General features: G+C 61.8%; 16 protein-coding genes. 7 read left to right on the top strand and 9 right to left on the bottom strand.

The annotated features are described in order from the left end of the window. Positions 1-135: 135 nt before the first annotated feature. Both AWU82_RS28930 and AWU82_RS28925 read right to left on the bottom strand, forming a co-directional pair. Positions 136-711: an ANTAR domain-containing response regulator gene (locus AWU82_RS28930; protein ID WP_007916390.1), complete on the bottom strand. Its 576-nt coding sequence runs from the start codon at positions 709-711 to the stop codon at positions 136-138. 15 nt (positions 712-726) lie between these two features. Then, positions 727-1,938 carry a CmpA/NrtA family ABC transporter substrate-binding protein gene (locus AWU82_RS28925; RefSeq protein WP_064378753.1) on the bottom strand — a complete coding sequence of 404 codons (1,212 nt, stop codon included), beginning with the start codon at positions 1,936-1,938 and terminating at the stop codon, positions 727-729. Between the two features lie 222 nt (positions 1,939-2,160). Between AWU82_RS28925 and AWU82_RS28920 the strand changes: the two genes are divergently transcribed. Beyond that, a complete protein-coding gene (locus AWU82_RS28920; RefSeq protein WP_011333259.1) occupies positions 2,161-3,180 on the top strand; it encodes a quinone-dependent dihydroorotate dehydrogenase in 1,020 nt (339 codons plus the stop codon). Between the two features lie 138 nt (positions 3,181-3,318). Here the strand turns inward: AWU82_RS28920 and rmf are convergent, their stop codons facing one another. Continuing rightward, entirely contained in the window at positions 3,319-3,534 is a 216-nt protein-coding gene (gene rmf, locus AWU82_RS28915) for a ribosome modulation factor (protein ID WP_003223300.1), read from the bottom strand. Between the two features lie 530 nt (positions 3,535-4,064). On the opposite strand from rmf, the gene rlmKL reads away from it, so the two are divergent. Both rlmKL and AWU82_RS28905 read left to right on the top strand, forming a co-directional pair. Further along, entirely contained in the window at positions 4,065-6,335 is a 2,271-nt protein-coding gene (gene rlmKL / locus AWU82_RS28910; protein ID WP_064378754.1) for a bifunctional 23S rRNA (guanine(2069)-N(7))-methyltransferase RlmK/23S rRNA (guanine(2445)-N(2))-methyltransferase RlmL, read from the top strand. A gap of 146 nt (positions 6,336-6,481) precedes the next feature. After that, positions 6,482-8,866 carry a sensor domain-containing diguanylate cyclase gene (locus AWU82_RS28905; RefSeq protein ID WP_064378755.1) on the top strand — a complete coding sequence of 795 codons (2,385 nt, stop codon included), beginning with the start codon at positions 6,482-6,484 and terminating at the stop codon, positions 8,864-8,866. Between the two features lie 142 nt (positions 8,867-9,008). Here AWU82_RS28905 and dacB read toward each other — a convergent pair whose 3' ends face one another. Beyond that, positions 9,009-10,469 carry a D-alanyl-D-alanine carboxypeptidase/D-alanyl-D-alanine endopeptidase gene (gene dacB, locus AWU82_RS28900; RefSeq protein ID WP_039770010.1) on the bottom strand — a complete coding sequence of 487 codons (1,461 nt, stop codon included), beginning with the start codon at positions 10,467-10,469 and terminating at the stop codon, positions 9,009-9,011. A gap of 234 nt (positions 10,470-10,703) precedes the next feature. On the opposite strand from dacB, the gene AWU82_RS28895 reads away from it, so the two are divergent. Further along, on the top strand, positions 10,704-11,048 hold the full coding sequence (locus tag AWU82_RS28895; protein WP_039770011.1) for a YggL family protein: 345 nt from the start codon (positions 10,704-10,706) through the stop codon (positions 11,046-11,048). A gap of 61 nt (positions 11,049-11,109) precedes the next feature. On the opposite strand, the gene AWU82_RS28890 is transcribed toward AWU82_RS28895, so the two are convergent. Next, on the bottom strand, positions 11,110-12,300 hold the full coding sequence (locus tag AWU82_RS28890) for a benzoate/H(+) symporter BenE family transporter (RefSeq protein ID WP_039770013.1): 1,191 nt from the start codon (positions 12,298-12,300) through the stop codon (positions 11,110-11,112). A gap of 346 nt (positions 12,301-12,646) precedes the next feature. Between AWU82_RS28890 and AWU82_RS28885 the strand changes: the two genes are divergently transcribed. Continuing rightward, on the top strand, positions 12,647-13,411 hold the full coding sequence (locus AWU82_RS28885) for a GntR family transcriptional regulator (RefSeq protein WP_064378756.1): 765 nt from the start codon (positions 12,647-12,649) through the stop codon (positions 13,409-13,411). Between the two features lie 288 nt (positions 13,412-13,699). Here AWU82_RS28885 and guaD read toward each other — a convergent pair whose 3' ends face one another. The 4 genes from guaD to xdhA all read right to left on the bottom strand — a co-directional run bounded on the left by guaD (position 13,700) and on the right by xdhA (position 19,843). After that, positions 13,700-15,004 carry a guanine deaminase gene (gene guaD / locus AWU82_RS28880; protein ID WP_064378757.1) on the bottom strand — a complete coding sequence of 435 codons (1,305 nt, stop codon included), beginning with the start codon at positions 15,002-15,004 and terminating at the stop codon, positions 13,700-13,702. Between the two features lie 13 nt (positions 15,005-15,017). Next, complete coding sequence (gene xdhC, locus AWU82_RS28875) at positions 15,018-15,875, bottom strand: xanthine dehydrogenase accessory protein XdhC (protein WP_064378758.1); 858 nt, start codon at positions 15,873-15,875, stop codon at positions 15,018-15,020. Positions 15,876-16,002: 127 nt separating this feature from the next. Next, positions 16,003-18,396, bottom strand: a complete 2,394-nt coding sequence (gene xdhB, locus AWU82_RS28870; protein ID WP_064378759.1) for a xanthine dehydrogenase molybdopterin binding subunit — start codon at positions 18,394-18,396, stop codon at positions 16,003-16,005. After that, on the bottom strand, positions 18,389-19,843 hold the full coding sequence (gene xdhA / locus AWU82_RS28865) for a xanthine dehydrogenase small subunit (RefSeq protein WP_064378760.1): 1,455 nt from the start codon (positions 19,841-19,843) through the stop codon (positions 18,389-18,391). Before xdhA ends, xdhB begins: the two co-directional genes overlap by 8 nt. Positions 19,844-20,109: 266 nt before the next feature. On the opposite strand from xdhA, the gene AWU82_RS28860 reads away from it, so the two are divergent. Continuing rightward, the gene (locus tag AWU82_RS28860) at positions 20,110-20,769 is read left to right on the top strand and encodes a GntR family transcriptional regulator (RefSeq protein ID WP_011333269.1); all 660 of its coding nucleotides are present in this window, start codon (positions 20,110-20,112) and stop codon (positions 20,767-20,769) included. Between the two features lie 2 nt (positions 20,770-20,771). Next, positions 20,772-24,260 (top strand): chromosome segregation protein SMC, encoded by a 3,489-nt coding sequence (smc, locus tag AWU82_RS28855; RefSeq protein WP_064378761.1) that lies wholly within the window; start codon positions 20,772-20,774, stop codon positions 24,258-24,260. Positions 24,261-24,326 lie beyond the last annotated feature (66 nt).

Raw genomic sequence — 24,326 nt, 5'->3', positions numbered from 1 at the left:
TGAAACCGCGTTGCGGCCAATCGCGGCCAAGCCCGCTCCCACAGGTTCTGCATTAATCACAGACACTGTGTACGACAAGGAAACCTGTGGGAGCTGGCTTGCCAGCGATGGGGCCTTCAGAGGCTCCACGAAACTTCAGCCAAGCAACTCGCTCATCGCGATGATCTGCTCTGCCACCTGAATCAGTTTCTGCTGGCGGCTCATGGCCTGGCGGCGCATCAGGGTGTAGGCCTCTTCTTCGTTGCAGTCCTTCATTTTCATCAGCAGCCCTTTGGCCAGTTCGATGCGCTTGCGCTCGGCCAGTTGCTGGTCGCGGGCCTGAAGCTGGGCGCGCAAGGCCTGGTCGCTTTCGAAACGGGCCATGGCCACGTCGAGAATCGGCTGCAGACGTTGTGCGTGAATGCCCTCGACGATGTAGGCACTGACCCCGGACTTGATCGCCTGACGCATTACGCCGGGGTCATGTTCGTCGGTGAACATCACGATCGGCCGGGGCTGGTCGCGGCTGACCAGCACCACTTGCTCCATCACATCGCGGCTCGGTGACTCGGTATCGATCAGGATCACGTCCGGACGCACCGTTTCGACGCGCGCCGGCAGGTCGATGGTCAGGCCCGACTCATCGATCACCTCGAAACCGGCCTCGGTCAGCGCGGCTTTCAGGCGTCCGACTTTTTTCGCGGTGTCGTTGATCAGCAGAATGCGCAGCATGTTCGCGGTCTCCTGTCAGCGCTGGGCGAGAAGGGGGGCGCTGTCGCTCAGCGCATGGAGCTTGAAGCTTCGGGCGTAGGCGGCAGGATCGCTGCCGTCCCAGATTTTGCCGTCGATCAACTGGCTGCTGCGCATGTCCTTGCCCCAGGCTGCGACGCCCACAGCAGTCGCCGCGTCGCGATAGATCTCCAGTTGTTGTACCTGCCGGGCGACGGTGAGGTAATCCGGGTCATCGCGCAGCAAGCCCCAGCGGCGGAACTGGGTCATGAACCACATGCCATCCGACAGATACGGCAGATTCACCGCGCCATCGCCGTGAAAGCGCAGGGCGTGCGGGTCCTGCCAGCGATTGCCCAGTCCATCGTCGTAATCGCCGAGAAAGCGCGGTTCGATGCAGGACACCGGGGCGTCGAGGTATTCCGCAGCGCTCAGCAACTGCGCGGTGCTGCGGCGGTTTTCCGGGCTTTCTTCAATGAAGCGGCTGGCTTCGAGGATCGCCATCACCAGCGCCCGGGCGGTGTTGGGGTACTGCTCGACGAAGGCGCGGGTGCAGCCGAGAACTTTCTCCGGATGATCGGGCCAGATGGTCTGGCTGGTCGCCAGCGTGAAACCGAGATCCTGCTGCACGGCGCTGGCCGCCCACGGTTCGCCCACGCAGAGGCCATCAATGCGTCCGGCCTGCAAGTGCGCGACCATTTGCGGCGGCGGCACCACCACGCTGTCGACATCCTGCAACGGATGAATGCCCTGGCTCGCCAGCCAGTAATACAGCCACATGGCATGGGTGCCGGTCGGGAAAGTCTGGGCGAAGGTCAGTTTTGCGCGGGTTTGGTGCACATGGTGGTGCAGCGCTTCAGGACCGGTCACGCCCAGGCCCTGCAAGCCGTGGGACAGGTTGAGGCTCTGGCCGTTCTGGTTCAGACCCATCAACACCGCCATGTCGGTCGACGCGATGCCGCCGATGCCCAGATGCACTGCGTAGATCAGGCCGTAAAGGCTGTGGGCGGCATCGAGTTCACCGCTGACCAGATTGTCCCGCAGGTTGGCCCAGGAACTCTGGCGTTTGAGATTCAGGGTCAACCCGTAAGGCTGAGCAAAGCCCTGGGTGGCGGCGACCACCAGCGAGGCGCAGTCGCTCAGGGCCATGAAGCCCAGGTTGATCGCACTTTTTTCCGGGGCATCGCTGCCGTTGACCCAGGCCATCGGCCCGGCGGAGGTTTGAGTCATGAAAGCCACCCTCAAAAAAAACGCCGTCCCAGGCTTTGCCCGCGCAAAACCGAGAGACGACGCCATTGTCCTTGCCTGCACGCCACCATTGGCCTGCAGGCTGATGCCGAGGAAGGTGCAAGGCATATGCCATGCGCACCGATTTACCCGTGCGCCTCGCGCGGTGGGGCGATGCCCGGCTATAATCGCCGCCTCTTTTCGCCGCCCGAGTCATAGCCGCCCATGTACACCCTGGCCCGTCAGCTGTTGTTCAAACTTTCCCCGGAAACCTCCCACGATCTGTCGCTGGATCTGATCGGCGCGGGCGGGCGTTTGGGCCTCAACGGTTTGCTGTGCAAGGCCCCGGCGTCGCTGCCGGTGAATGTCATGGGTCTGCAGTTCCCGAATCCTGTGGGGCTGGCGGCCGGTCTGGACAAGAACGGCGCGGCCATCGACGGCTTCGCGCAACTGGGTTTCGGTTTTGTCGAAATCGGCACCGTGACTCCGCGCCCGCAGCCGGGCAACCCGAAACCACGGATTTTCCGCCTGCCGGAAGCCGAGGCGATCATCAACCGCATGGGGTTCAACAACCTCGGTGTGGATAACCTGCTGGCGCGGGTGGCGGCGGCCAAATACAAGGGCGTGCTGGGGATCAACATCGGCAAGAACTTCGACACCCCGGTCGAGCGCGCTGTAGACGACTACCTGATCTGCCTGGACAAGGTCTACGCCCACGCCAGTTACGTCACGGTCAACGTCAGCTCGCCGAACACTCCGGGCCTGCGCAGCCTGCAATTTGGTGACTCGCTCAAGCAATTGCTGGCGGACCTGGCCACGCGCCGCGCCGAACTGGCCCTGCGCCACGGCAAGCATGTACCGCTGGCGATCAAGATCGCGCCGGACATGACCGACGAAGAAACCGCGCAAGTCGCCCAGGCGCTGATCGAAACCGGGATGGACGCGGTGATCGCCACCAACACCACCCTCAGCCGCGTGGGCGTCGAAGGCATGGAACATGGTGACGAGGCGGGCGGTCTGTCCGGCGCGCCAGTGCGTGAAAAGAGTACCCATACCGTGAAAGTGCTGGCATCCGAGCTGGGCGGCAAGCTGCCGATCATCGCGGCGGGCGGTATCACCGAAGGCAAGCATGCGGCCGAGAAGATCGCTGCCGGCGCGAGCCTGGTGCAGATCTACTCCGGCTTCATCTACAAGGGCCCGGCGCTGATCCGCGAGTCCGTGGACGCGATCGCCGCCAAGCGCTGATTTGCGGATTTAAAAGGCAGGCATAAAAAAGGGCTCCTCGAAGGAGCCCCTGGGCCGTAGCCCGCCGTCCGGGAAGGACGTGCATGGTGATCAGGTCGTTACGAAATCAGATTGTCGTGTCGCAATAAGTGCCCTGTGTCAGCCGACGGCGTGAAGTTCGTTGAGTCTGTGGATTCCCGCAGTGCCGGTCATACCGTCCCAGTTGTCGCCGCGTCCTTCTCGCCAGCCGTTGATCCAGGCTTGACGTACCGACGGTAGAGTAAATGGGCAAAGCTCACGGGATTTGCCACCAACGCCATATTGATATCCGCGCAAAAATGCTCTTTCCAACGGATCACGCTTAAGTCTTCTCATAGGGTGTTTCCCTCACTTGTTGACTGTTTTTGTCGCGTCGACCTCAACTGAGGTCTGGCAGAAAAACTCTGCCGTTGGCGGCTCGCTGCCGGCGTGGCGAGCCAAGGTGTTGACGCCGTTGCGACGTCAACCTGTGTCCAGTTCTAACCAATGAGTCACATCGATGGAATGACCGTTTTGTCATAAGGACGTAACGAAAAAGATGCTATGGCCATAAGTAACCGCGTATTTATCCAGCGTTTGTTGGCCAAACCCCGGTATGATCGGCCCCGCGCTGGATGATGAGGTTAATCCTTTAGTGAGAATGACCCACGTTTACACTGGGGTACTATTCGACGAAGGGTTGCTTTGAGTCATTTTGTTGCTTCAACTTTTTTCTCTGTCCCGGCATCTAAGCTCTTTTAACCCGAGCAGCGGGGATGGAACGGCACACCTTCGTGCCACGCGGGCGCTCTTGTAGAAAAGCGCCTGATTGAAAACCGGATCGGCAATGCGTTGCCGGTTCATCAGCCAAAGGCTCTGGAAAAACCATGTCCGACCGTTTCGAACTCTTCCTCACTTGCCCCAAAGGCCTTGAAGGCCTGCTCATCGAGGAAGCCGTCGGGCTTGGCCTTGAAGAGGCCCGCGAACACACCTCCGCCGTGCGTGGCATGGCGACCATGGAAACCGCTTATCGCCTGTGCCTCTGGTCGCGTCTGGCCAACCGGGTGCTGCTGGTGCTCAAGCGCTTCCCGATGAAAAACGCTGAAGACCTGTACCACGGCGTACTCGACGTCGACTGGCAGGATCACATGCTGGCCGACGGCACCCTCGCCGTGGAATTCAGCGGCCACGGTTCGGGCATCGACAACACTCACTTCGGCGCCCTGAAGGTCAAGGACGCCATCGTCGACAAACTGCGCACACCGCAGGGCGACCGCCCGAGCATCGACAAACTCAACCCGGACCTGCGCATTCACCTGCGTCTGGATCGTGGCGAAGCGATTCTGTCCCTCGACCTCTCCGGCCACAGCCTGCACCAGCGTGGTTACCGCTTGCAGCAGGGCGCTGCGCCGCTGAAGGAGAACCTTGCAGCCGCGATCCTGATCCGTTCCGGCTGGCCGCGCATTGCCGCCGAAGGTGGCGCGCTGGCTGACCCGATGTGCGGTGTCGGCACGTTCCTGGTCGAAGCCGGTATGATCGCCGCCGACATGGCGCCGAACCTGCGTCGCGAACAGTGGGGCTTCACCGCCTGGCTCGGTCACGTGCCGGCGCTGTGGAAAAAACTGCATGAAGAAGCCGTCGAGCGTGCTGCTGCCGGTCTGGCCAAGCCGCCGCTGTGGATTCGCGGTTATGAAGCCGACCCACGGCTGATCCAGCCGGGCCGCAACAACGTCGAACGCGCCGGCCTGAGCGAGTGGATCAAGATCTATCAGGGCGAAGTGGCGACGTTCGAACCGCGTCCGGATCAGAACCAGAAAGGGCTGGTCATCTGCAACCCGCCGTACGGCGAGCGTCTGGGCGATGAAGCCAGCCTGTTGTACCTCTACCAGAACCTCGGCGAGCGTCTGCGTCAGGCCTGCCTGAACTGGGAAGCAGCGGTGTTCACCGGCGCGCCGGACCTGGGCAAGCGCATGGGCATCCGCAGCCACAAGCAGTATTCGTTCTGGAACGGCGCGTTGCCGTGCAAGCTGCTGTTGATCAAAGTCCTGCCGGATCAGTTCGTCACCGGCGAGCGCCGCACCCCGGAACAACGTCAGGCCGAGCGCGAGCAAGCCGCTTACGACCAGACGCCGAACGAGCCGCAGGAGCGCAAGTTCAACAAGAACGGCAACCCGATCAAACCGACGCCGGCCCCGGCGCCAGTGATCGAGCAACCGCGCCTGAGCGAAGGCGGGCAGATGTTTGCCAACCGCCTGCAAAAGAACCTCAAGGCCATGAGCAAGTGGGTCAAGCGTGAAGGCATCGATTGCTACCGCGTCTACGATGCGGACATGCCGGAATACGCCATGGCCATCGACCTGTACCACGACTGGGTGCACGTTCAGGAATACGCCGCGCCGAAGTCGATCGACCCGGAAAAGGCCTCGATCCGCATGTTCGACGCCCTGGCGGCCATTCCGCAGGCGCTGAACATCGACAAGAGCCGCGTGGTGGTCAAGCGCCGGGAGCGTCAGAGCGGCACCAAACAGTACGAGCGTCAGGCCGCCCAGGGCAAGTTCAATGAAGTGACCGAGGGCGGCGTGAAGTTGCTGGTCAACCTCACCGACTACCTCGACACCGGGCTGTTCCTCGATCACCGGCCGATGCGCATGCGTATCCAGAAAGAGGCCGCCGGCAAGCGCTTCCTCAACCTGTTCTGCTACACCGCGACCGCCAGCGTGCACGCAGCCAAGGGCGGCGCGCGCAGCACCACCAGTGTCGACCTGTCGAAAACCTACCTCGACTGGGCGCGCCGCAACCTGTCGCTCAACGGTTTCTCCGAAAAGAACCGTCTGGAGCAGGGCGACGTGATGGCGTGGCTGGAAAACTGCCGCGAAGAGTACGACCTGATCTTCATCGATCCGCCGACCTTCTCCAACTCCAAGCGCATGGAAGGCATCTTCGACGTGCAGCGAGATCAGGTGCAGTTGATCGACCTTGCCATGGCCCGACTGGCGGCGGGCGGGGTGTTGTACTTCTCAAACAACTTCCGCAAGTTCCAGCTCGAAGACAACCTGGCCGAGCGCTACGCGGTCGAGGAAATCACCGCCAGCACCATCGACCCGGATTTCGCCCGTAACGGCAAGATCCACCGCGCCTGGAAAATCACGGCTCGTTGACGCTTTGCAAAATTGGATCCACAGAGCCTTGATTTTTAAAGGCTCTTGGATCCGTTCAGAGCTAGCCAAATTAGTGGCTAATAGCTATAACTCACACACGGCCGATGGGGTTTTTCCCGCAGATGCTGACGTAGTGAGTGGCTTTTATGTCGTTGCACCCCGTGCGCCCGAAGATATTGGGTTTTATCAGCGAAGACGTCTCGGCCTGGCTGGTCGGGGTGCTGGTATTGCTCGCCGGCGGAATTCTCACGGGGCTGCTCGCCTGGGGCACCCTCAATCAGTTTCACAGCCAGTTGCGCCAACGCTTTCAGCTGCTGGCCAACGAACGCTATAGCCGCATCGAAGAACGATTTCAGGATCAGGAGCAACGTCTCGATGGCCTGCGCCGGTTCTTCGCCAACTCCGAATCGGTGTCCCGCGCCGAATTCGACGGTTACACCCATCCTCTATTGCTGCGCACCCAGGCTTATTCGTTTGCCTTGCGGGTGAGCGGTGCCGAACGTGCCGCCTTCGAGCAGCGCGTGCGAGATGAGGGCCTGAGCACCTTCAGCGTGCGCGAACTCAATGCGCGCGGCGAACTGCAACTGGCCTCGGCCCGCGATGAGTACGTCGTCGTGGTGTACAGCCAGACCCAGAGCCGGCTCGGTTCTCCGCTGGGTTACGACTTGCTGGCTCAGCCGTTGCGCCGCTCGACCCTGGAGCGCGCCGACCAGCTTCGCAGTCTGGCAGTGTCGCAGCCGATGCATCTGGTCGGTATCGAGCCGGCATACGCACGCGGCGTATTGCTGGTGGCACCTGTGTTACGCGAAGGCGAGCCCAGATCATACGGCTACGTGATGGCTGTCATCAGCATGCGTCAGCTGCTGGCAGACGGCTTGCCGGATGCATTTCATGACTATCTGTCGGTGCGCATCCTCGATCTGTCCACCACTGATCAGCATGAAGTGCTGTTCGAATCGACCAATGAACCGGCGCAGAGTGATCTGTCGGCGACCCGGCTGGTGCGCATGGCCGATCACGACTATCAGGTAGATATCCTGCCCAGCGAAGCGTTCATGCAGGCCAACCATTCGTCGGTGGGCAGCGTAGTGGTGCTGGGCGGGTTGCTCAGTCTGCTGCTGAGCGCGCTGCTTTATGTGCTGGTCAGCCAGCGCCAGCGTGCGTTGCGCATGGTCGAGTTGCGCACTCAGGAACTGCATGAGCGCGAGCAGGAACTGCGCGGCACCCACGGTCAGTTGCGCGGGGTGCTCAACGCGGCGACCCAGGTTGCAATCATCGCCACCGACCTGCGCGGAGTGATCAACACTTTCAACCCCGGTGCCGAGCAGATGCTCGGTTATCACAGCAACGAAGTGGTCGGCCACATGACCCTGGAAAACCTGCACTTTCCCCGGGAACTGGTGGCCCGCGCGGCGGAACTCAGCGCCCGTTATGGCAAGGCCATTCCGACCTGTCAGGCGATGCTGGTGGAGGGCGGCGAAGTCGGCGGGCACGAAGCGCGGGAATGGACGCTGGTGCGCAAGGATGGCAGCCACCTGCCGGTGAACATGTTGGCCACCCCGGTGCTGGACGAACAAGGGCTGTGGGTCGGCCATCTGGCGATCTGCATCGACATCACCGAGCGCAAGCGCGTGCATGAAGCCCTGGCCGCGCGGGACGTGCTGTTGAAGAAGCTCAGCGCCCATGTTCCCGGCGGGATCTATCAATTCAAGATGGAGTTCGACGGGCGTTTCAGCGTGATCTACGCCAGCGACGGCATCCGCGAGATCTACGAGCTGGAGCCGGACGTGCTGCTGCTCAACGCCGAGGCGATCTTCACCCGTATCCACCCGCAGGACGTCAGCCGCGTGCGCAAGTCGATCCGTGCTTCGGCGGACAATCTCAGCCCATGGCGTGAGGAGTATCGTGTGCAATTGCCCGAGCGTGGCCTGCGCTGGGTTCGCGGCGAGGCGACGCCGGAGGAACTGCCGGGCGGCGGGGTGCTGTGGCATGGCTATATTTCGGATATTTCCGACCTGAAACGGGTGGAAGAAGAGCTGCGCGCGCTGTCGGTGACCGATTCCCTGACCGGGATTCACAACCGGCGCTATTTCCAGGAGCGCCTGACCACCGAAATGGCCCGGGTCGAGCGCGGCGGAGGCGAGTTGTCGGTGATCATGCTCGACATCGACCACTTCAAGCGGATCAACGATCAGTACGGTCACGCGGTAGGCGACCGCGTGTTGCAGGCGGTCTGCGAGCGCATCGGTCACCGGCTGCGGCGTACCGACGTGTTCTGCCGCTTGGGTGGCGAAGAGTTCATGGTGTTGTGCCCGGACATCGACGGCGATCACGCCCACATGCTGGCCGAGGAGTTATGGCACAGCCTGCGCAGTGCGCCGATCGACGTGGTGGGGGTGGTGACGGCCAGTTTCGGGATTGCCAGCTGGCGACCGGGTGAGGGCGCGGACGCGCTGTTGCTGCGGGCGGATTCGGGGGTGTATGCGGCGAAGCAGGGCGGACGGGATCGGGTCGAGCGGCAGATGAACTGAGCCCCTCTGCCACCTGATCGTTCCCACGCTCTGCGTGGGAATGCCTCCGGGGACGCTCCGCGTCCAGTGACGCAGAGCGTCACGGGCTGTATTCCCACGCGGACGGTTCGACGCCTCGACGTGGGAACAATCATTTAATGGGTTACAGAACCGAAGCAGTCTGCGGCGTCCGCGGCTGTTTGTAGAGATCCAGCAGTACCTGATCCAGCACCGACGACGCGCCGAACGGGGCCTTGTCGTTGAGGATCGCCACCACCGCCCAGGTGTTGCCGTTGACGTCGCGGCTGAAGCCGGCGATTGCCCGCACGGTGTTCAGCGTACCGGTCTTGACGTGGGCTTCGCCGCGCATCGCGGTGGTCTTGAGGCGTTTGCGCATGGTGCCGTCAGTGCCCGCGATCGGCAGTGAACTGATGTACTCGGCAGCATATGGGCTGTGCCAGGCCGCTTGCAGCATGTTGGCCATTTCCCGGGCGCTGACCCGCTCGGAACGCGACAGACCGGAGCCGTTCTCCATCACCAGATGCGGCGCGGTGATGCCTTTCTTCGCCAGCCACTGACGCACCACCCGTTGCGCGGCTTTGGCGTCATCGCCGTCGGCGTCGTTGCGGAATTTCTGGCCCAGGCTCAGGAACAGCTGCTGAGCCATGGTGTTGTTACTGTATTTGTTGATGTCGCGGATGATTTCCGCCAGATCCGGCGAGAACGCACGGGCCAGCACTTTCGCGCTGCTCGGGGTCGGGGCCAGACGATCCTTGCCCTGGATGCTGCCGCCCAGTTCCTTCCAGATCGCCCGCACGGCACCGGCGGTGTAGGTCGCGTGGTCGAGCAGCGACAGGTAAGTCTGCGAGCTGCAGCCTTCGCCCAACTGGCCGGCCACGGTCACGGTCACGCTGCCATCGGCCTGCGGCACCGGGTTGTAGCGCACGCCGCCGGTGCATTGTTTGGAGTTGAGCGCTTTGACAGTGTTCTCGATGTTGATGCTGGCAATCGGCGGTTCGACCGAGATCAGCACCCGGCCATTGTCGTTGCGGGCCACGAAACGCAGGGCCTTGAGGTTGACCAGCAGCGAATCCGGCTTGACCAGGAACGGCTTGTTCTCGTCGTTGCCGTCATCGTTGAATTCCGGCAGTTGCGGCTGCACGAAGAAGCTGCGATCGAGCACCAGATCACCGGTGACCTGGGTCACGCCGTTGGCGCGCAGGTCGCGCATCAGCAGCCAGAGTTTTTCCATGTTCAGCTTCGGATCGCCGCCGCCCTTGAGGTAGAGGTTGCCGTTGAGGATCCCGCCGTTCAGGTCGCCGTCGGTGTAGAACTCGGTTTTCCACTGATGATTGGGGCCGAGCATTTCCAGCGCTGCGTAGGTGGTGACCAGTTTCATGGTCGAGGCCGGGTTGACCGACACGTCGGCGTTGTACACGGTCGGCGTGCCCGGGCCGTCCAGCGGCACCATCACCAGCGACAGGGCAGTGGGCTGCAGCTTGCTGGCCTTGAGGGCTTTTTCGACGTTGGGGGTCAGGGCGGTGTTGATGGTGGCAGCGGAGACGGGCAAGGCCAGCGGCAGAAGAAGACCGGCCAGGAGCAGAGGACGCAACGATTTGATCATATGAAATAAAACCCTACAGCCGAGGGGAAAAAAGACGAGGACATGGATGAAAAGGCCCTCAGTGGTCATGAAAGTGTCGGCATTATGCCCCAAGGTGCAACAGCTTGGGCCTTTCGCAAGGGCGCCAATTCGTTATTTTTTTACAGGCGGTCGCACGCACGTCCCGGATAGGCGGGCAATCGCCGGCTTAAACTGGTAAAGTGCCGGCCGTAATTACTTAAGAGGATTGTTCCAATGGCGACTAACCGTTCCCAGCGTCTGCGCAAAAAACTGTGCGTCGATGAATTTCAAGAGCTGGGTTTCGAACTGAACCTGGGCTTCAAAGAAGACCTGTCCGAAGAAGCCATTGACGCTTTCCTCGAAGCATTCATCAAAGAAGCCATGGAAGCCAACGGTCTGGGCTATGTCGGCGGCGACGACTTCGGTCTGGTTTGCCTGCAGAAGCGTGGCTCGGTCACCGAAGAGCAGCGCGCTGCTGTTGAAGCCTGGCTGAAAACCCGCTCCGAGCTGACCAGCACTGAAATCAGCCCGCTGCTGGACGTCTGGTATCCGGAAAAGCCGATCAACGCGGCCAAGTGATACTGAAAAAAACGGTGACCTGAGGGTCGCCGTTTTTTTATGCCTGCTTTTTAACGAGGCCTCAAGCCTTGCGCCAGTTGAGGATCAGCAAGGTCAACACCCCCGCGACAATCCCCCAGAACGCCGAACCGATGGAAAACAGCGTCAGCCCCGACGCCGTGACCATGAAGGTGATCAGCGCCGCTTCCCGTTCCTTCACCTCGGTCATGGCAATGCTCAAGCCGTTGATGATCGAGCCGAACAGCGCCAAAGCAGCAATCGACAGCACCAGTTCCTTGGGCAGCGCGGCGAACAGCGCCGCCAGCGTGGCGCCGAACACCCCGGCAATCCCGTAGAAAATCCCGCACCACACCGCAGCGGTGTAGCGTTTGTTGCGATCCTCATGGGCATGGGGCCCGGTGCAGATCGCCGCGCTGATGGCCGCCAGGTTGATGCCGTGGGAACCGAACGGTGCCAGCAGCAAGGACGCGATGCCGGTCGCGGTGATCAGCGGCGAGGCCGGGACGTTGTAGCCATCGGCGCGCAACACGGCGATGCCGGGCATGTTTTGCGAGGTCATCGCTACCACAAACAGCGGAATGCCGATGCTGATAGTCGCGGCCAGAGAAAAGTGCGGCGTGGTCCAGACTGGTGTCGCCACTTCCAGATGAAAACCGCTGAAGTCCAGCAGCCCCATGAAACCCGACAGCGCGGTGCCGATCAGCAGCGCGGCGAGCACCGCATAGCGTGGCGACAGGCGTTTGACGATGAGATAAGTGAAGAACATCCCCAGCACCAGACCGGTGCGATGTTGCGCGGCGACGAAGATTTCGCTGCCTATCTTGAACAGAATCCCCGCCAGCAGCGCGGCGGCGAGGGAGGCCGGAATCTTTTTCACCAGCCGTTCGAAGCTGCCGGTCAGGCCGCAAATGGTCACCAGCACCGCGCAGGTGATGTAGGCGCCGATGGCTTCGCCGTAGGTAACGCCGCCGAGGCTGGTGATCAACAGCGCCGCGCCGGGCGTTGACCAGGCAATGGTGATCGGCGTGCGATAGCGCAGCGACAGGCCGATCGAACACACCGCCATGCCGATGGAAATCGCCCAGATCCACGACGAAATCTGCCCGCTGGTCAGGCCCGCCGCTTGTCCGGCCTGGAACATCAGCACCAGCGAACTGGTGTAGCCGGTCATCATCGCGATGAACCCGGCGACGATGGCGGAGGGCGATGTGTCCGCCAGCGGGCGCAGTCGGGTGTGGGTGATTTCGTTCATGACAGGGGTATTCCTTGTACCAATGAAGATATTTGCTGCTACGCGAAACCCTTGTGGGAGCGGGCTTGCTCGCGATGACGGCGGAACAGTCGACATTGGAGTTGAATGTCCAACCGCTATCGCGAGCAAGCTCGCTCCCACAGGGATCGCGGATTCTGCGATCAAGCCTAAACTCAAACGTAACGGAGCGTTGCAATACAGCCGTAGCCGCAAACAGCCGTACAGTCGTGTTGCCACCTTCCATTGTGTACAATCGCGCTGTTTTTTACGCGATACTTGCCAGCGACCCACTGTGCCGTATTACAGTCACGGTCAATTCGCCGCGTTCTTCCCGACTCGAGTGCCCATGAACGAACAGTTGCAACCCCTCAAGAAACAACCGCGAGCAGGCAAAGCCGGCCGCAGCGGAACCCAGGACGATATTGTCTATGCGCATATCTTCGAGGCCATCCTCGAACAACGCCTGGCGCCCGGCACCAAGTTGAGCGAAGAAGCGCTGGGGGAAATTTTCGGGGTCAGCCGCACCATCATTCGCCGTGCGCTATCGCGTCTGGCCCATGAAGGCGTGGTGCTGTTGCGGCCGAACCGTGGCGCGGTAGTGGCCAGCCCGAGCGTCGAAGAAGCGCGTCAGGTGTTCCTCGCCCGGCGTCTGGTGGAACGCGCGATCACTGAACTGGCGGTGCAGCACGCCACCGCCGAGCAGATCGCTGAATTGCGCCAGATGGTCAACGACGAACGCGACAGCTTCTCCCGTGGCGATCGCGGCGCCGGCATCCGTCTCTCCGGCGAATTCCACCTGAAACTGGCCGAAGCGGCGAAGAACGCGCCGTTGATCAGTTTCCAGCGCAGCCTCGTTTCGCAGACCTCGCTGATCATTGCCCAATATGAAAGCGGCAACCGTTCGCACTGTTCCTACGACGAGCACACTCAGTTGATCGACGCCATCGAAGCGCGCAACGGCGAGCTGGCAGTGGACCTGATGATGCATCACATGGACCACATCGACAGCAAGCTCAACCTCGACGAGGAAAGCGCTTCGGACGATCTGCATGCAGTGTTCTCGCATCTGTTGCAGACCAAGAAGCCGGGGCGGCCTGCGGCCAAGCTCTAAGTCAGACCGCGTCGACCCCAATCGCTGGCAAGCCAGCTCCCACAGGATTTGCGATGTGACGCAATTCTGGTGAACACCATAAAACCCTGTGGGAGCTGGCTTGCCAGCGATAGCAATCTGACAGGTAATAAAAATCCCCCGGACTGAAAAGTACCGGGGGATTTTTTTGCTCTCCTGATCGTTCCCACGCTCTGCGTGGGAATGCAGCCCGTGACGCTCCGCGTCACTGGACGCGGAGCGTCCCCAGAGGCATTCCCACGCAGAGCGTGGGAACGATCGAGCAATCAGTTAGCGCTGGTGCACCAGCGCACCCGCCGCATAGGTCTGGGCCACAGTGCGGTCATCGCCCAGGGTCATCAGCACAAACAACGTTTCGGCAATGTTGTTGGCCTGCTTCAAGCGGTAGCTCAGCAGCGGCGTGGCGTTGTAGTCCAGCACCAGGAAGTCGGCGTCGGAGCCCGGTTGCAGGTTGCCGATCTTGTCTTCCAGGCGCAGTGCCCGTGCGCCGCCGAGGGTGGCGAGGTACAGCGACTTGAACGGGCTCAGGCGCGCACCTTGCAGTTGCATCACCTTGTAGGCTTCGTTCAGGGTTTGCAGCAGCGAGAAACTGGTGCCGCCGCCGACGTCAGTCCCGAGGCCGACGTTCAGTTTGTGCTTCTCGGCCATCGGCAGGTTGAACAGGCCGCTGCCGAGGAAGAAGTTCGAGGTCGGGCAGAACGCGACCGCCGAACCGGTCTGCGCCAGGCGCGCGCATTCGTCGTCGCACAGGTGCACGCCGTGGGCGAACACCGAGCGCTCGCCGAGCAATTGATAGTGATCGTAGACGTCCAGATAGCCCTTGCGCTCCGGGAACAGCGCCTTGACCCATTCGACTTCCTTGAGGTTTTCGCTGATGTGGGTCTGCATGTACAGATCCGGGTATTCGCTGAGCAACTGGCCGGCGAGCGTCAGCTGTTCCGGGGTGCTGGTCGGAGCGAAACGCGGGGTGACGGCATAGTGCAGACGACCCTTGCCGTGCCAGCGCTCGATCAGCGCCTTGCTGTCGAGGTAGCTCGATTCCGGAGTGTCGGTCAGGTAGTCCGGCGCGTTGCGGTCCATCATCACCTTGCCGGCGATCATCCGCAGGTCGAGCTTCTCGGCCGCTTCGAAGAACGAGTTCACCGACTGCGGGTGCACGCTGCCGAACACCAGGGCCGTGGTGGTGCCGTTGCGCAGCAGTTCCTTGATGAAGATGTCCGCGACCTCATCGGCGTGGGCCTTGTCGGCGAACTGGCTTTCGCACGGGAAGGTGTAGGTGTTCAGCCAGTCCAGCAGTTGCTCGCCATAGGCGCCGACCATGCCGGTCTGCGGCAGGTGGATGTGGGTGTCGATGAAGCCCGGGGTGATCAGCGCATCCTTGTGATGGGTGATCTCGATGTCCGCCGGCAGCGTCGGGAGCAGTTCGCTGGCGTGGCCGAGGGCACTGATCTTGCCGTCATCGACCACCAGCAGGCCGTCCTCGAAATACTCGTAGGAGGCTTCGATGCCGACCTCGGCAGGGTCGGCGATGCTGTGCAGGATGGCGGCGCGGTAGGCTTTGCGAGTCAGAGGCATGAGGGTTCTCTAATCAGTTTGAGGCTTTGAGTGTGGCGGCCTGACTGCGGCGCGAAACCGGCAGCAGTTTGGCAATCGGTTCGGCGCTGGCGGTGTGCTGGCCGAAATTGGCGTTATAGGTGGCGATGATTTCGCCGGCGATGGAGATGGCGATTTCCACAGGCAACTTGCCTTTGACTTCGCCGATGCCCATCGGGCAGCGCATGCGTTGCACGACGCTGGCGTCGAAACCACGGTCACGCAGGCGATGTTCGAACTTGGCCCGTTTGGTCTTCGAGCCGATCAGGCCAAACCAGGTGAAGTCGTTGCGCTTGAGGATCGCGGCGGTGAGTTCCAGATCCAGTTGATGATTGTGGGTCATGACGATGCAGTAGCTGCCGGCGGGCAGGTCGTCGATTTCATCCACCGGTTCCTCGGCGACGATCTTGCGCACGCCGTGGGGAATCTGTTCGGGGAATTCCTCTTCCCGTGAATCGATCCAGCGCACCCGGCAGGGCAGGCTGGCGAGCAAGGGTACCAGCGCGCGGCCGACATGGCCGGCGCCGAACACGGCGATCTGCGCCTGCACCTGGCCCATCGGTTCGAACAACAGCACCGTGGCGCCGCCGCAGCACTGGCCAAGGCTGGCGCCGAGGCTGAAGCGCTCAAGATGGGTGTCCTGCTTGCCGCTGGCGAGCATGTCGCGGGCGATCTGCATGGCTTTGTACTCCAGGTGCCCGCCACCGATGGTGTCGAACGTCTGGCGGGCGCTGACGACCATTTTCGAGCCGGCATTGCGCGGCGTCGAGCCGAGCTCTTCGATGATCGTCACCAGAACGCAGGGTTCGCCCTGGTTCTGCAGGTCGGCGAGGGCGTCGATCCAGTTGTACATATCTCACCTCTCAGATCGTTCCCACGCTCTGCGTGGGAATGCATCACTGGACGCTCCGCGTCCGCTGTTCAGGATGCGACGCAGAGCGTCGCGGGCTGCATTCCCACGCAGAGCGTGGGAACGATCATCAAACAACCTCGGTTTCAGCTTCGACGGCTTTCACCGCTTTGAGCTGGCGCATCTGCTCGCAACCCCACAACACCCGCTCCGGGGTCGCCGGCGCGTCGATCTTCGGCTGATGCTTGTAGTCGCCAAGGCTGGCCACCGCATCCTTGATCGCACACCACGCGGCGATGCCGAGCATGAACGGCGGCTCACCCACAGCCTTGGAGTGGAACACCGTGTCCTCCGGGTTCTTGCGGTTTTCCACCAGCTTCACCCGCAGGTCCAGCGGCATGTCCGCCACGGCCGGGATCTTGTAGCTGGCCGGACCGTTGGTCATCAGCTTGCCCTTGTTGTTCCAGACCAGTTCTTCCATGGTCAGCCAGCCCATGCCCTGAACGAAACCACCCTCGACCTGGCCGATATCGATGGCCGGGTTCAGCGAGGCGCCGACGTCGTGGAGGATGTCGGTACGCAGCATCTTGTACTCGCCGGTCAGGGTGTCGACGATCACTTCGCAGCACGCCGCGCCGAAGGCGAAGTAGTAGAACGGCCGGCCACGGGCCTGGCTGCGGTCGTAGTAGATTTTCGGGGTCTTGTAGAACCCGGTGCTCGACAGCGACACCTGATTGAAATACGCCAGCTGGATCAGCGCTTCGAAGGTCAGGATGTGGTCACGCACCCGTACGTGGCCGTTGTGGAATTCCACATCTTCTTCGCTGACCTTGTAGTGCCGCGCGGCGAATTCGACCAGCCGCTGCTTGATTGTCTCGGCAGCGTTCTGCGCCGCTTTGCCGTTGAGGTCGGCGCCGCTGGAGGCTGCGGTCGGCGAGGTGTTCGGCACTTTGTCGGTGTTGGTCGCAGTGATCTGCACGCGGTCCATTTCCACCTGGAACACTTCGGCCACGACCTGCGCGACTTTGGTGTTCAGGCCCTGGCCCATTTCCGTGCCGCCGTGGTTCAGGTGGATGCTGCCGTCGGTGTAGACGTGCACCAGTGCACCGGCCTGATTGAGGAAGCTGGCAGTGAAGGAAATGCCGAATTTCACCGGCGTCAGCGCCAGGCCTTTTTTCAGGATCGGGCTGTTGGCATTGTAGCGACGGATCGCTTCGCGACGCTCGGCGTACTGGCTGCTTTCTTCCAGTTCAGCGGTCATCTCCTCGAGCATGTTGTGCTCGACGGTCTGGTAGTAGTGGGTGACGTTGCGCTCGGTCTTGCCGTAGTAGTTGGCCTTGCGCACGGCCAGCGGATCGAGGTTCAGGTGACGGGCGATAGCGTCCATCACTTCTTCGATCGCGACCATCCCTTGCGGGCCGCCGAAACCACGGTACGCGGTGTTCGACGCGGTGTTGGTCTTGCAGCGGTGACCATTGATGGTCGCATCGCCCAGGTAATACGAGTTGTCCGAGTGGAACATCGCGCGGTCGACGATCGAGGCCGACAGGTCAGGCGAGCAGCCGCAGTTACCGGCCAGATCCATCGCGATGCCGTGCAGGCGCCCGGTGCTGTCGAAACCGACGTCGTACTCGACGTAGAACGGGTGACGCTTGCCGGTCATCAGCATGTCTTCGACACGCGGCAGGCGCATCTTGGTCGGCTGGCCGGTGAGGTGCGCGATCACCGCGCACAGGCACGCCGGGCTCGCGGCCTGGGTTTCCTTGCCGCCGAAACCACCGCCCATGCGGCGCATGTCGACCACGATCTTGTTCATCGACACGTCGAGAACTTCGGCCACCAGTTTCTGCACTTCGGTGGGGTTCTGGGTCGAGCAGTAGACGATCATGCCGCCGTCTTCGGTCGGCATCACCGAGGAAATCTGCGTCTCCAGATAGAAGTGTTCCTGGCCGCCGATGTGCAGCGTGCCTTGAATGCGATGTTCAGCCGTGGCCAACGCATTGGCTGAATCGCCGCGTTGATGGGTGTGGCTGTCGAGCACGAAATGGCGTTTGCGCAGGGCTTCGACCACGTCCAGCACCGGTTCCAGATCTTCGTATTCGATGATCGCGGCCATGGCGGCCTTGCGTGCGGTTTCCAGGTCTTTCGCGGCCACGGCCAGCACCGGTTGACCGACGAACTGCACGTCATCGATGGCCAGCAGCGGATCGCCCGGCAGCAGCGGGCCTGTGTCTTTCAGGCCCGGTACGTCTTCGTGGGTGATGGCGATGCGCACGCCTTCGAAGGCGTAGCAGGGCTTGGTGTCGATGCTGATGATTTTTGCGTGGGCGCGATCCGACAACCGCGCGTAAACGTGCAACTGGTTGGGGAATTCCAGGCGGTCATCGATGTACTGCGCTTCACCGGACACATGCTTGGCGGCGCTGTCGTGCTTGACGCTGCGGCCGACACCGGTGGTCAGGTCCTTGGCGAACAGTTCAGCCAGTTCAGCTTGCGTTTTCTCTACGCCGTGATGGTTAGACATAAGCGGTCACCCGAGTCTCGATGTGCGGTGTTTGCAGTTCGATGAAGTATTTGCGCAGCAGGTTCTGCGCGCTGAGCAGCCGGTATTCCTTGCTGGCGCGGAAGTCCGAGAGCGGGGTGAAATCCTCGCCCAGCGCGGTGCAGGCACGTTCGATTACAGCGTTGTTGAACGGCTGACCGAGCAGCACGGCTTCGCAATGAGCGGCGCGTTTCGGGATCGCGGCCATGCCGCCGAAGGCGACGCGGGCGTCGGTGATCACACCGTTTTCGATGCGCAGGTTGAACGCGGCGCAGACGGCAGAGATGTCGTCGTCCAGACGCTTGGAGACTTTGTAGGCGCGGAAGCGCTGCTCGGCCGTGGCGCGAGGCACGATGATCTTTTCGATGAACTCGCTTTCCTGACGCGCAGTGACCCGGTAATCGATGAAGTAATCCTCGAGCGCCAGCGTGCGGCGGGTCTCGCCCTTGCACAGCACGATCTGCGCGCCGAGGGCAATCAGCAGCGGTGGCGAGTCACCGATCGGCGAGGCGTTGCCGATGTTGCCGCCCAAAGTGCCCTGGTTGCGGATCTGTAGGGAGGCGAAGCGGTGCAGCAGTTCGCCGAAGTCCGGGTACTCGGCGTTCAGCGCTTCATAGCAGTCGGAGAGGGCGGTGGCAGCGCCGATTTCAATACGATCCTCGAAGTGCTCGATGCGCTTCATCTCGGCGACGTTGCCGACGTAGATCATCACCGGCAGGGTGCGGTGGAACTGCGTGACTTCCAGCGCCAGATCGGTGCCGCCGGCCAGCAGGCGGGCCTGTGGATAAGCGTCGTAGAGATCGGCCAGGTCGGCCACGGTCAGCGGCACCAGGCAGCGTTTGTCGCCGCTGTTGAGTTCGCCGATCGACGTCGGGGCAATGGCTTTGAGGCGGGCGATGGTTTCCGCTTCCCGGGCGTCGAACTGGTCCGGTTGCTTGGCGCAGCAGGATTGTTCGGCGGCGGCGAGGATCGGCCGGTAGCCGGTACAGCGGCAGAGGTTGCCGGCCAGCGCTTCGTGGGCCTTGGCCTGATCCGGTGCATCGCTGTTCTTTTGCAGGGCGAACAGCGACATCACGAAACCAGGGGTGCAGAAACCGCACTGCGAACCGTGGCACTCGACCATGGCTTTCTGCACGCTGTGCAGTTCGCCCTTGTGCTTGAGGTCTTCGACGCTGATCAATTGCTTGCCGTGCAGCGACGAAACGAACGTCAGGCACGAGTTGAGGCTGCGATAGCGAATGTGCTCGCGGCCATCGTCATCCGTCTGCAACTCGCCGACCACCACCGTACAGGCGCCGCAGTCTCCGCTGGCGCAGCCTTCTTTGGTGCCGGATTTACCCACGTGTTCGCGCAGGTAGTTGAGCACAGTCAGGTTCGGGTCCAGGGCGTGCTCGCTACGGAGTTCCTGGTTAAGTAAAAACTGGATCACGGAAGGCCTCGCAGACTCATTATTGTTGTTGAGCGACTTGAGCCGAATTTAGCAGGTCTGACTTTTCGGTCAATGGTTTTCTGACTTAAAGGTCAGGAAAAACCGTTTTGTCGCTCAACCTCGTGTCTCTTCAGTATTGACCCTCATTGGATCAAGCGCTTTTTTGCGGGATTCGTGCCAAAAACCGCTGTGCGGGCACTCCGCCATGACCGCGCATTGCGCTACACTGCGCCGCTTGTGCAGATCGAAGAGTTTGAAGGACAACCATGACGTTCAAGGCGCCGGACAGCCTCGCCGAGCAAATCGCTCACCACCTCGCCGAACGGATCATTCGCGGCGAAATGAAGCCGGGAGAGCGCATCCAGGAACAAAAGGTCACGCTGGCGCTGAACGTCAGCCGCGGCTCTGTCCGCGAAGCTTTGCTGATCCTCGAGCGCCGTCACCTGATCGCGATCCTGCCGCGCCGCGGCGCCCACGTCACCGAACTGACGGCGCACAAGGTGCAGAGCCTGTGCACGTTGATGAGCGAGTTGTACATCCTGCTCGGCAACGCCGTGGCCAATGGCTGGCAGACGCAGGCCGACATGGCGCCGTTCGTGCAGATCCAGCAACGCCTGACCGCCAGCTACGAGCGTCAGGACATCCGCACCTTCGTCGACGACAGTTTCAACGTGATGCGCGCCGCGTATCCGTTCGCCAACAACCCGTACCTGCAGGAAACCGTCGAGAACCTGCAACCGGCCATGAGCCGTGCGTATTTCCTCGCGCTGGAACAGCGCAAGGCCGAGATGAGCGAATTCCTCGAACTCTTCGAACGCCTGCTCGCCGCCGTCCTCGCCCGTGACCTGCCGCAGATCCGCATCGTGCTGACGGCATACGCCCAGCGCAGCTGCGATCTGGTGGTGTCCGCCCTGACGGTTGCCTGACCTTGCGGCTCAAGTGCATCAAGCTGGCGGGGTTCAAATCCTTCGTCGATCCGACCACGGTGAACTTCCCCAGCAACATGGCGGCGGTCGTCGGGCCGAACGGTTGCGGCAAGTCGAACATCATCGACGCCGTGCGCTGGGTAATGGGCGAAAGCTCGGCCAAGAACCTGCGCGGCGAGTCGATGACCGACGTCATCTTCAACGGCTCGACCAGCCGCAAACCGGTGAGCCAGGCGAGCATCGAACTGGTGTTCGACAACTCCGACGGCACGCTGCTGGGCGAGTGGGCCGCTTATGCGGAAATTTCGATCCGCCGCAAAGTGACCCGCGACAGCCAGACGACTTATTACCTCAACGGCGCCAAATGCCGTCGTCGCGACATCACCGACATCTTCCTCGGCACCGGCCTCGGTCCGCGCAGCTACTCGATCATCGAGCAGGGGATGATCTCCAAGCTGATCGAGTCCAAACCCGAAGACCTGCGTAATTTCATCGAAGAAGCCGCCGGCATCTCCAAGTACAAGGAGCGCCGGCGCGAAACCGAAAACCGCATTCGCCGCACTCACGAAAACCTTGCCCGCCTCACCGACCTGCGTGAAGAGCTTGAGCGCCAGCTCGAACGCCTGCACCGGCAGGCCGAGGCCGCCAAGAAGTATCAGGAATACAAGGCCGAAGAACGCCAGCTCAAGGCGCAACTGTCGGCCTTGCGCTGGCAGGATCTGAACGATCAGGTCAGCCAGCGTGAATCGATCATCGGCAACCAGGAAATCAGCTTCGAAGCGCTGGTCGCCGAGCAACGCAACGCCGACGCCGCCATTGAACGCCTGCGCGACGGTCACCATGACCTGTCCGAGCGCTTCAATCTGGTGCAGGGGCGCTTCTATTCGGTCGGCGGCGACATCGCCCGGGTCGAGCAGAGCATCCAGCACGGTCAGCAGCGCTTGCGCCAATTGCAGGACGATCTGAAAGAAGCCGAGCGCGCACGCCTGGAAACCGAATCGCACCTGGGGCACGACCGCACCTTGCTGCTGACCCTCGGCGAAGAACTCGATCAACTGACCCCTGAGCAGGAAATCACCAACGCCGCCGCTGAAGAAGCCGCCGCGGCGCTTGAAGATTCCGAAACCGTCATGCACGGCTGGCAGGAGCAGTGGGACGCCTTCAACCTGACCGCCGCCGAACCGCGTCGTCAGGCCGAAGTGCAGCAGTCGCGCATCCAGCAGCTGGAAACCAGCATGGAGCGTCTGGCCGATCGGCAAAAGCGCCTGAGTGAAGAGCGGGCGCTGCTGTCGGCCGATCCCGAGGATGCGGCGATCATGGAGCTCAGCGAGCAGCTCGCCGAGTCCGAAGCCACCCTTGAAGATTTGCAGACCAGCGAAGCAGCCCAGGTCGAAAAACTTGAGCAACTGCGCCAGGAATTGCAGCAGGCGCTGACCGCGCAGCAACAGGCGCAGGGCGATTTGCAGCGCCTCAATGGCCGACTCGCATCCCTCGAAGCCTTGCAGCAGGCTGCGCTCGATCCGGGCACCGGCACTGCCGAATGGCTGAAAGAACACAACCTCGCCGAACGCCCGCGTCTGGCCGAAGGCCTGAAGGTCGAGGCCGGTTGGGAGCTGGCGGTGGAAACCGTACTCGGCGCCGACCTGCAAGCGGTGCTGGTGGATGATTTCGACGGCTTCGATCTGTCCGGTTTTGCCCAGGGCGATCTGCGTTTGCTCAGCCCCGGTAATGACGGTGTACGCGTGGCCGGCAGCCTGCTGGACAAGGTCGAGGCGCAGGTGGACTTGTCGCCTTGGCTCGCCCAGGTCAAACCGGTCGACAGCCTTGAACAGGCGCTGGCCCTGCGTGGCCAACTGGCTGCCGGGCAGAGCCTGATCAGTCGTGACGGTTACTGGGTTGGCCGGCACTTTCTGCGGGTGCGCCGCGCCAGCGAAGCCGAAAGCGGCATGCTCGCGCGCGGCCAGGAAATCGAATCGCTGCATGCGGAACGCGAAGAGCGCGAAGCCACGGTCGAGGCCATGGAAACCCGTTTGCAAACCCTGCGCGCGCAACAGCGTCAGCAGGAAAACGGTCGCGAACATTTGCGTCGACTGTTGCAGGATGAAGCCCGTCAGCAAGGCGAATTGAAAGCTCAGCTGTCCGCTGGCAAAGCCAAGGCCGAGCAGTTGAACCTGCGTCGTACCCGCCTCGACGAAGAGCTGGTCGAACTCGCTGAACAGCGCGAGCTGGAACACGAAAACATCGGCGAAGCGCGGATCCAGTTGCAGGATGCTCTCGACGCCATGGCCCTCGACACCGAGCAGCGCGAATTGCTGCTGGCCCAGCGCGACAGCCTGCGCGAACGGTTGGATCGAGTGCGTCAGGAAGCCCGCCAGCACAAGGATCACGCCCATCAATTGGCCGTGCGTCTTGGCTCGCTGCGGGCGCAGCATGATTCGACCCGTCAGGCCCTTGAACGTCTGGAAATGCAGGCCGAGCGCCTCACCGAAAAACGTGAACAGCTCAGCCTGAATCTGGAGGAGGGCGAAGCGCCGCTGGAAGAACTGCGCCTCAAGCTTGAAGAATTGCTCGACAAGCGCATGAGCGTCGACGACGAACTCAAGACCGCGCAGATCGCCCTCGAAGATGCCGATCGCGAACTGCGCGACGCGGAAAAACGCCGGACTCAGGCCGAACAGCAATCGCAATTGATCCGTGGCCAGCTCGAACAGCAACGCATGGAATGGCAGGCCCTGACCGTGCGCCGCAAGGCCCTGCAGGATCAATTGCTGGAAGACGGCTACGATCTGCACGGCGTGCTCAACACCTTGACTGCCGAGGCCAGCGAGAAGGCTGCCGAGGAAGAGCTTGAACGCATTGCCGCGCGCATTCAGCGCCTGGGCGCGATCAACCTCGCGGCGATCGACGAATACCAGCAACAATCCGAGCGTAAACGTTATCTGGATGCCCAGGACGCCGATCTGGTCGAAGCACTGGAGACCCTGGAAAACGTCATCCGCAAGATCGACAAGGAAACCCGTAACCGTTTCAAAGATACCTTTGATCAGATCAATGGCGGTTTACAGGCACTTTTCCCGAAAGTTTTCGGTGGCGGGCGGGCGTATTTGGAACTGACGGGCGAAGATCTACTCGATACAGGGGTGACGATCATGGCGCAACCGCCCGGGAAGAAGAACAGCACCATCCATTTGCTCTCCGGTGGCGAGAAGGCCCTGACCGCGCTGGCACTGGTTTTTGCGATCTTCAAATTGAATCCGGCGCCGTTCTGCATGCTCGATGAGGTTGACGCACCACTGGATGACGCTAACGTTGGACGCTACGCACGATTGGTCAAAGAGATGTCGCAGACCGTGCAGTTCATCTATATCACCCACAACAAGATCGCCATGGAAATGGCTGACCAGTTGATGGGCGTGACGATGCACGAGCCGGGTTGTTCGCGACTGGTAGCCGTGGATGTCGAGGAGGCGATGGCGATGGTGGATGCCTGAGCCGGCGCTGTCGGAAAAGGTATTTGTAGTCTGTAGGACATATTTACCGGCTTCGACTTGCTGGCC

It is taken from the genome of Pseudomonas glycinae (assembly GCF_001594225.2).
GTDB classification, from domain to species: Bacteria; Pseudomonadota; Gammaproteobacteria; order Pseudomonadales; family Pseudomonadaceae; genus Aquipseudomonas; species Aquipseudomonas glycinae.
This window is presented reverse-complemented; position numbering and strand designations above follow the sequence as displayed.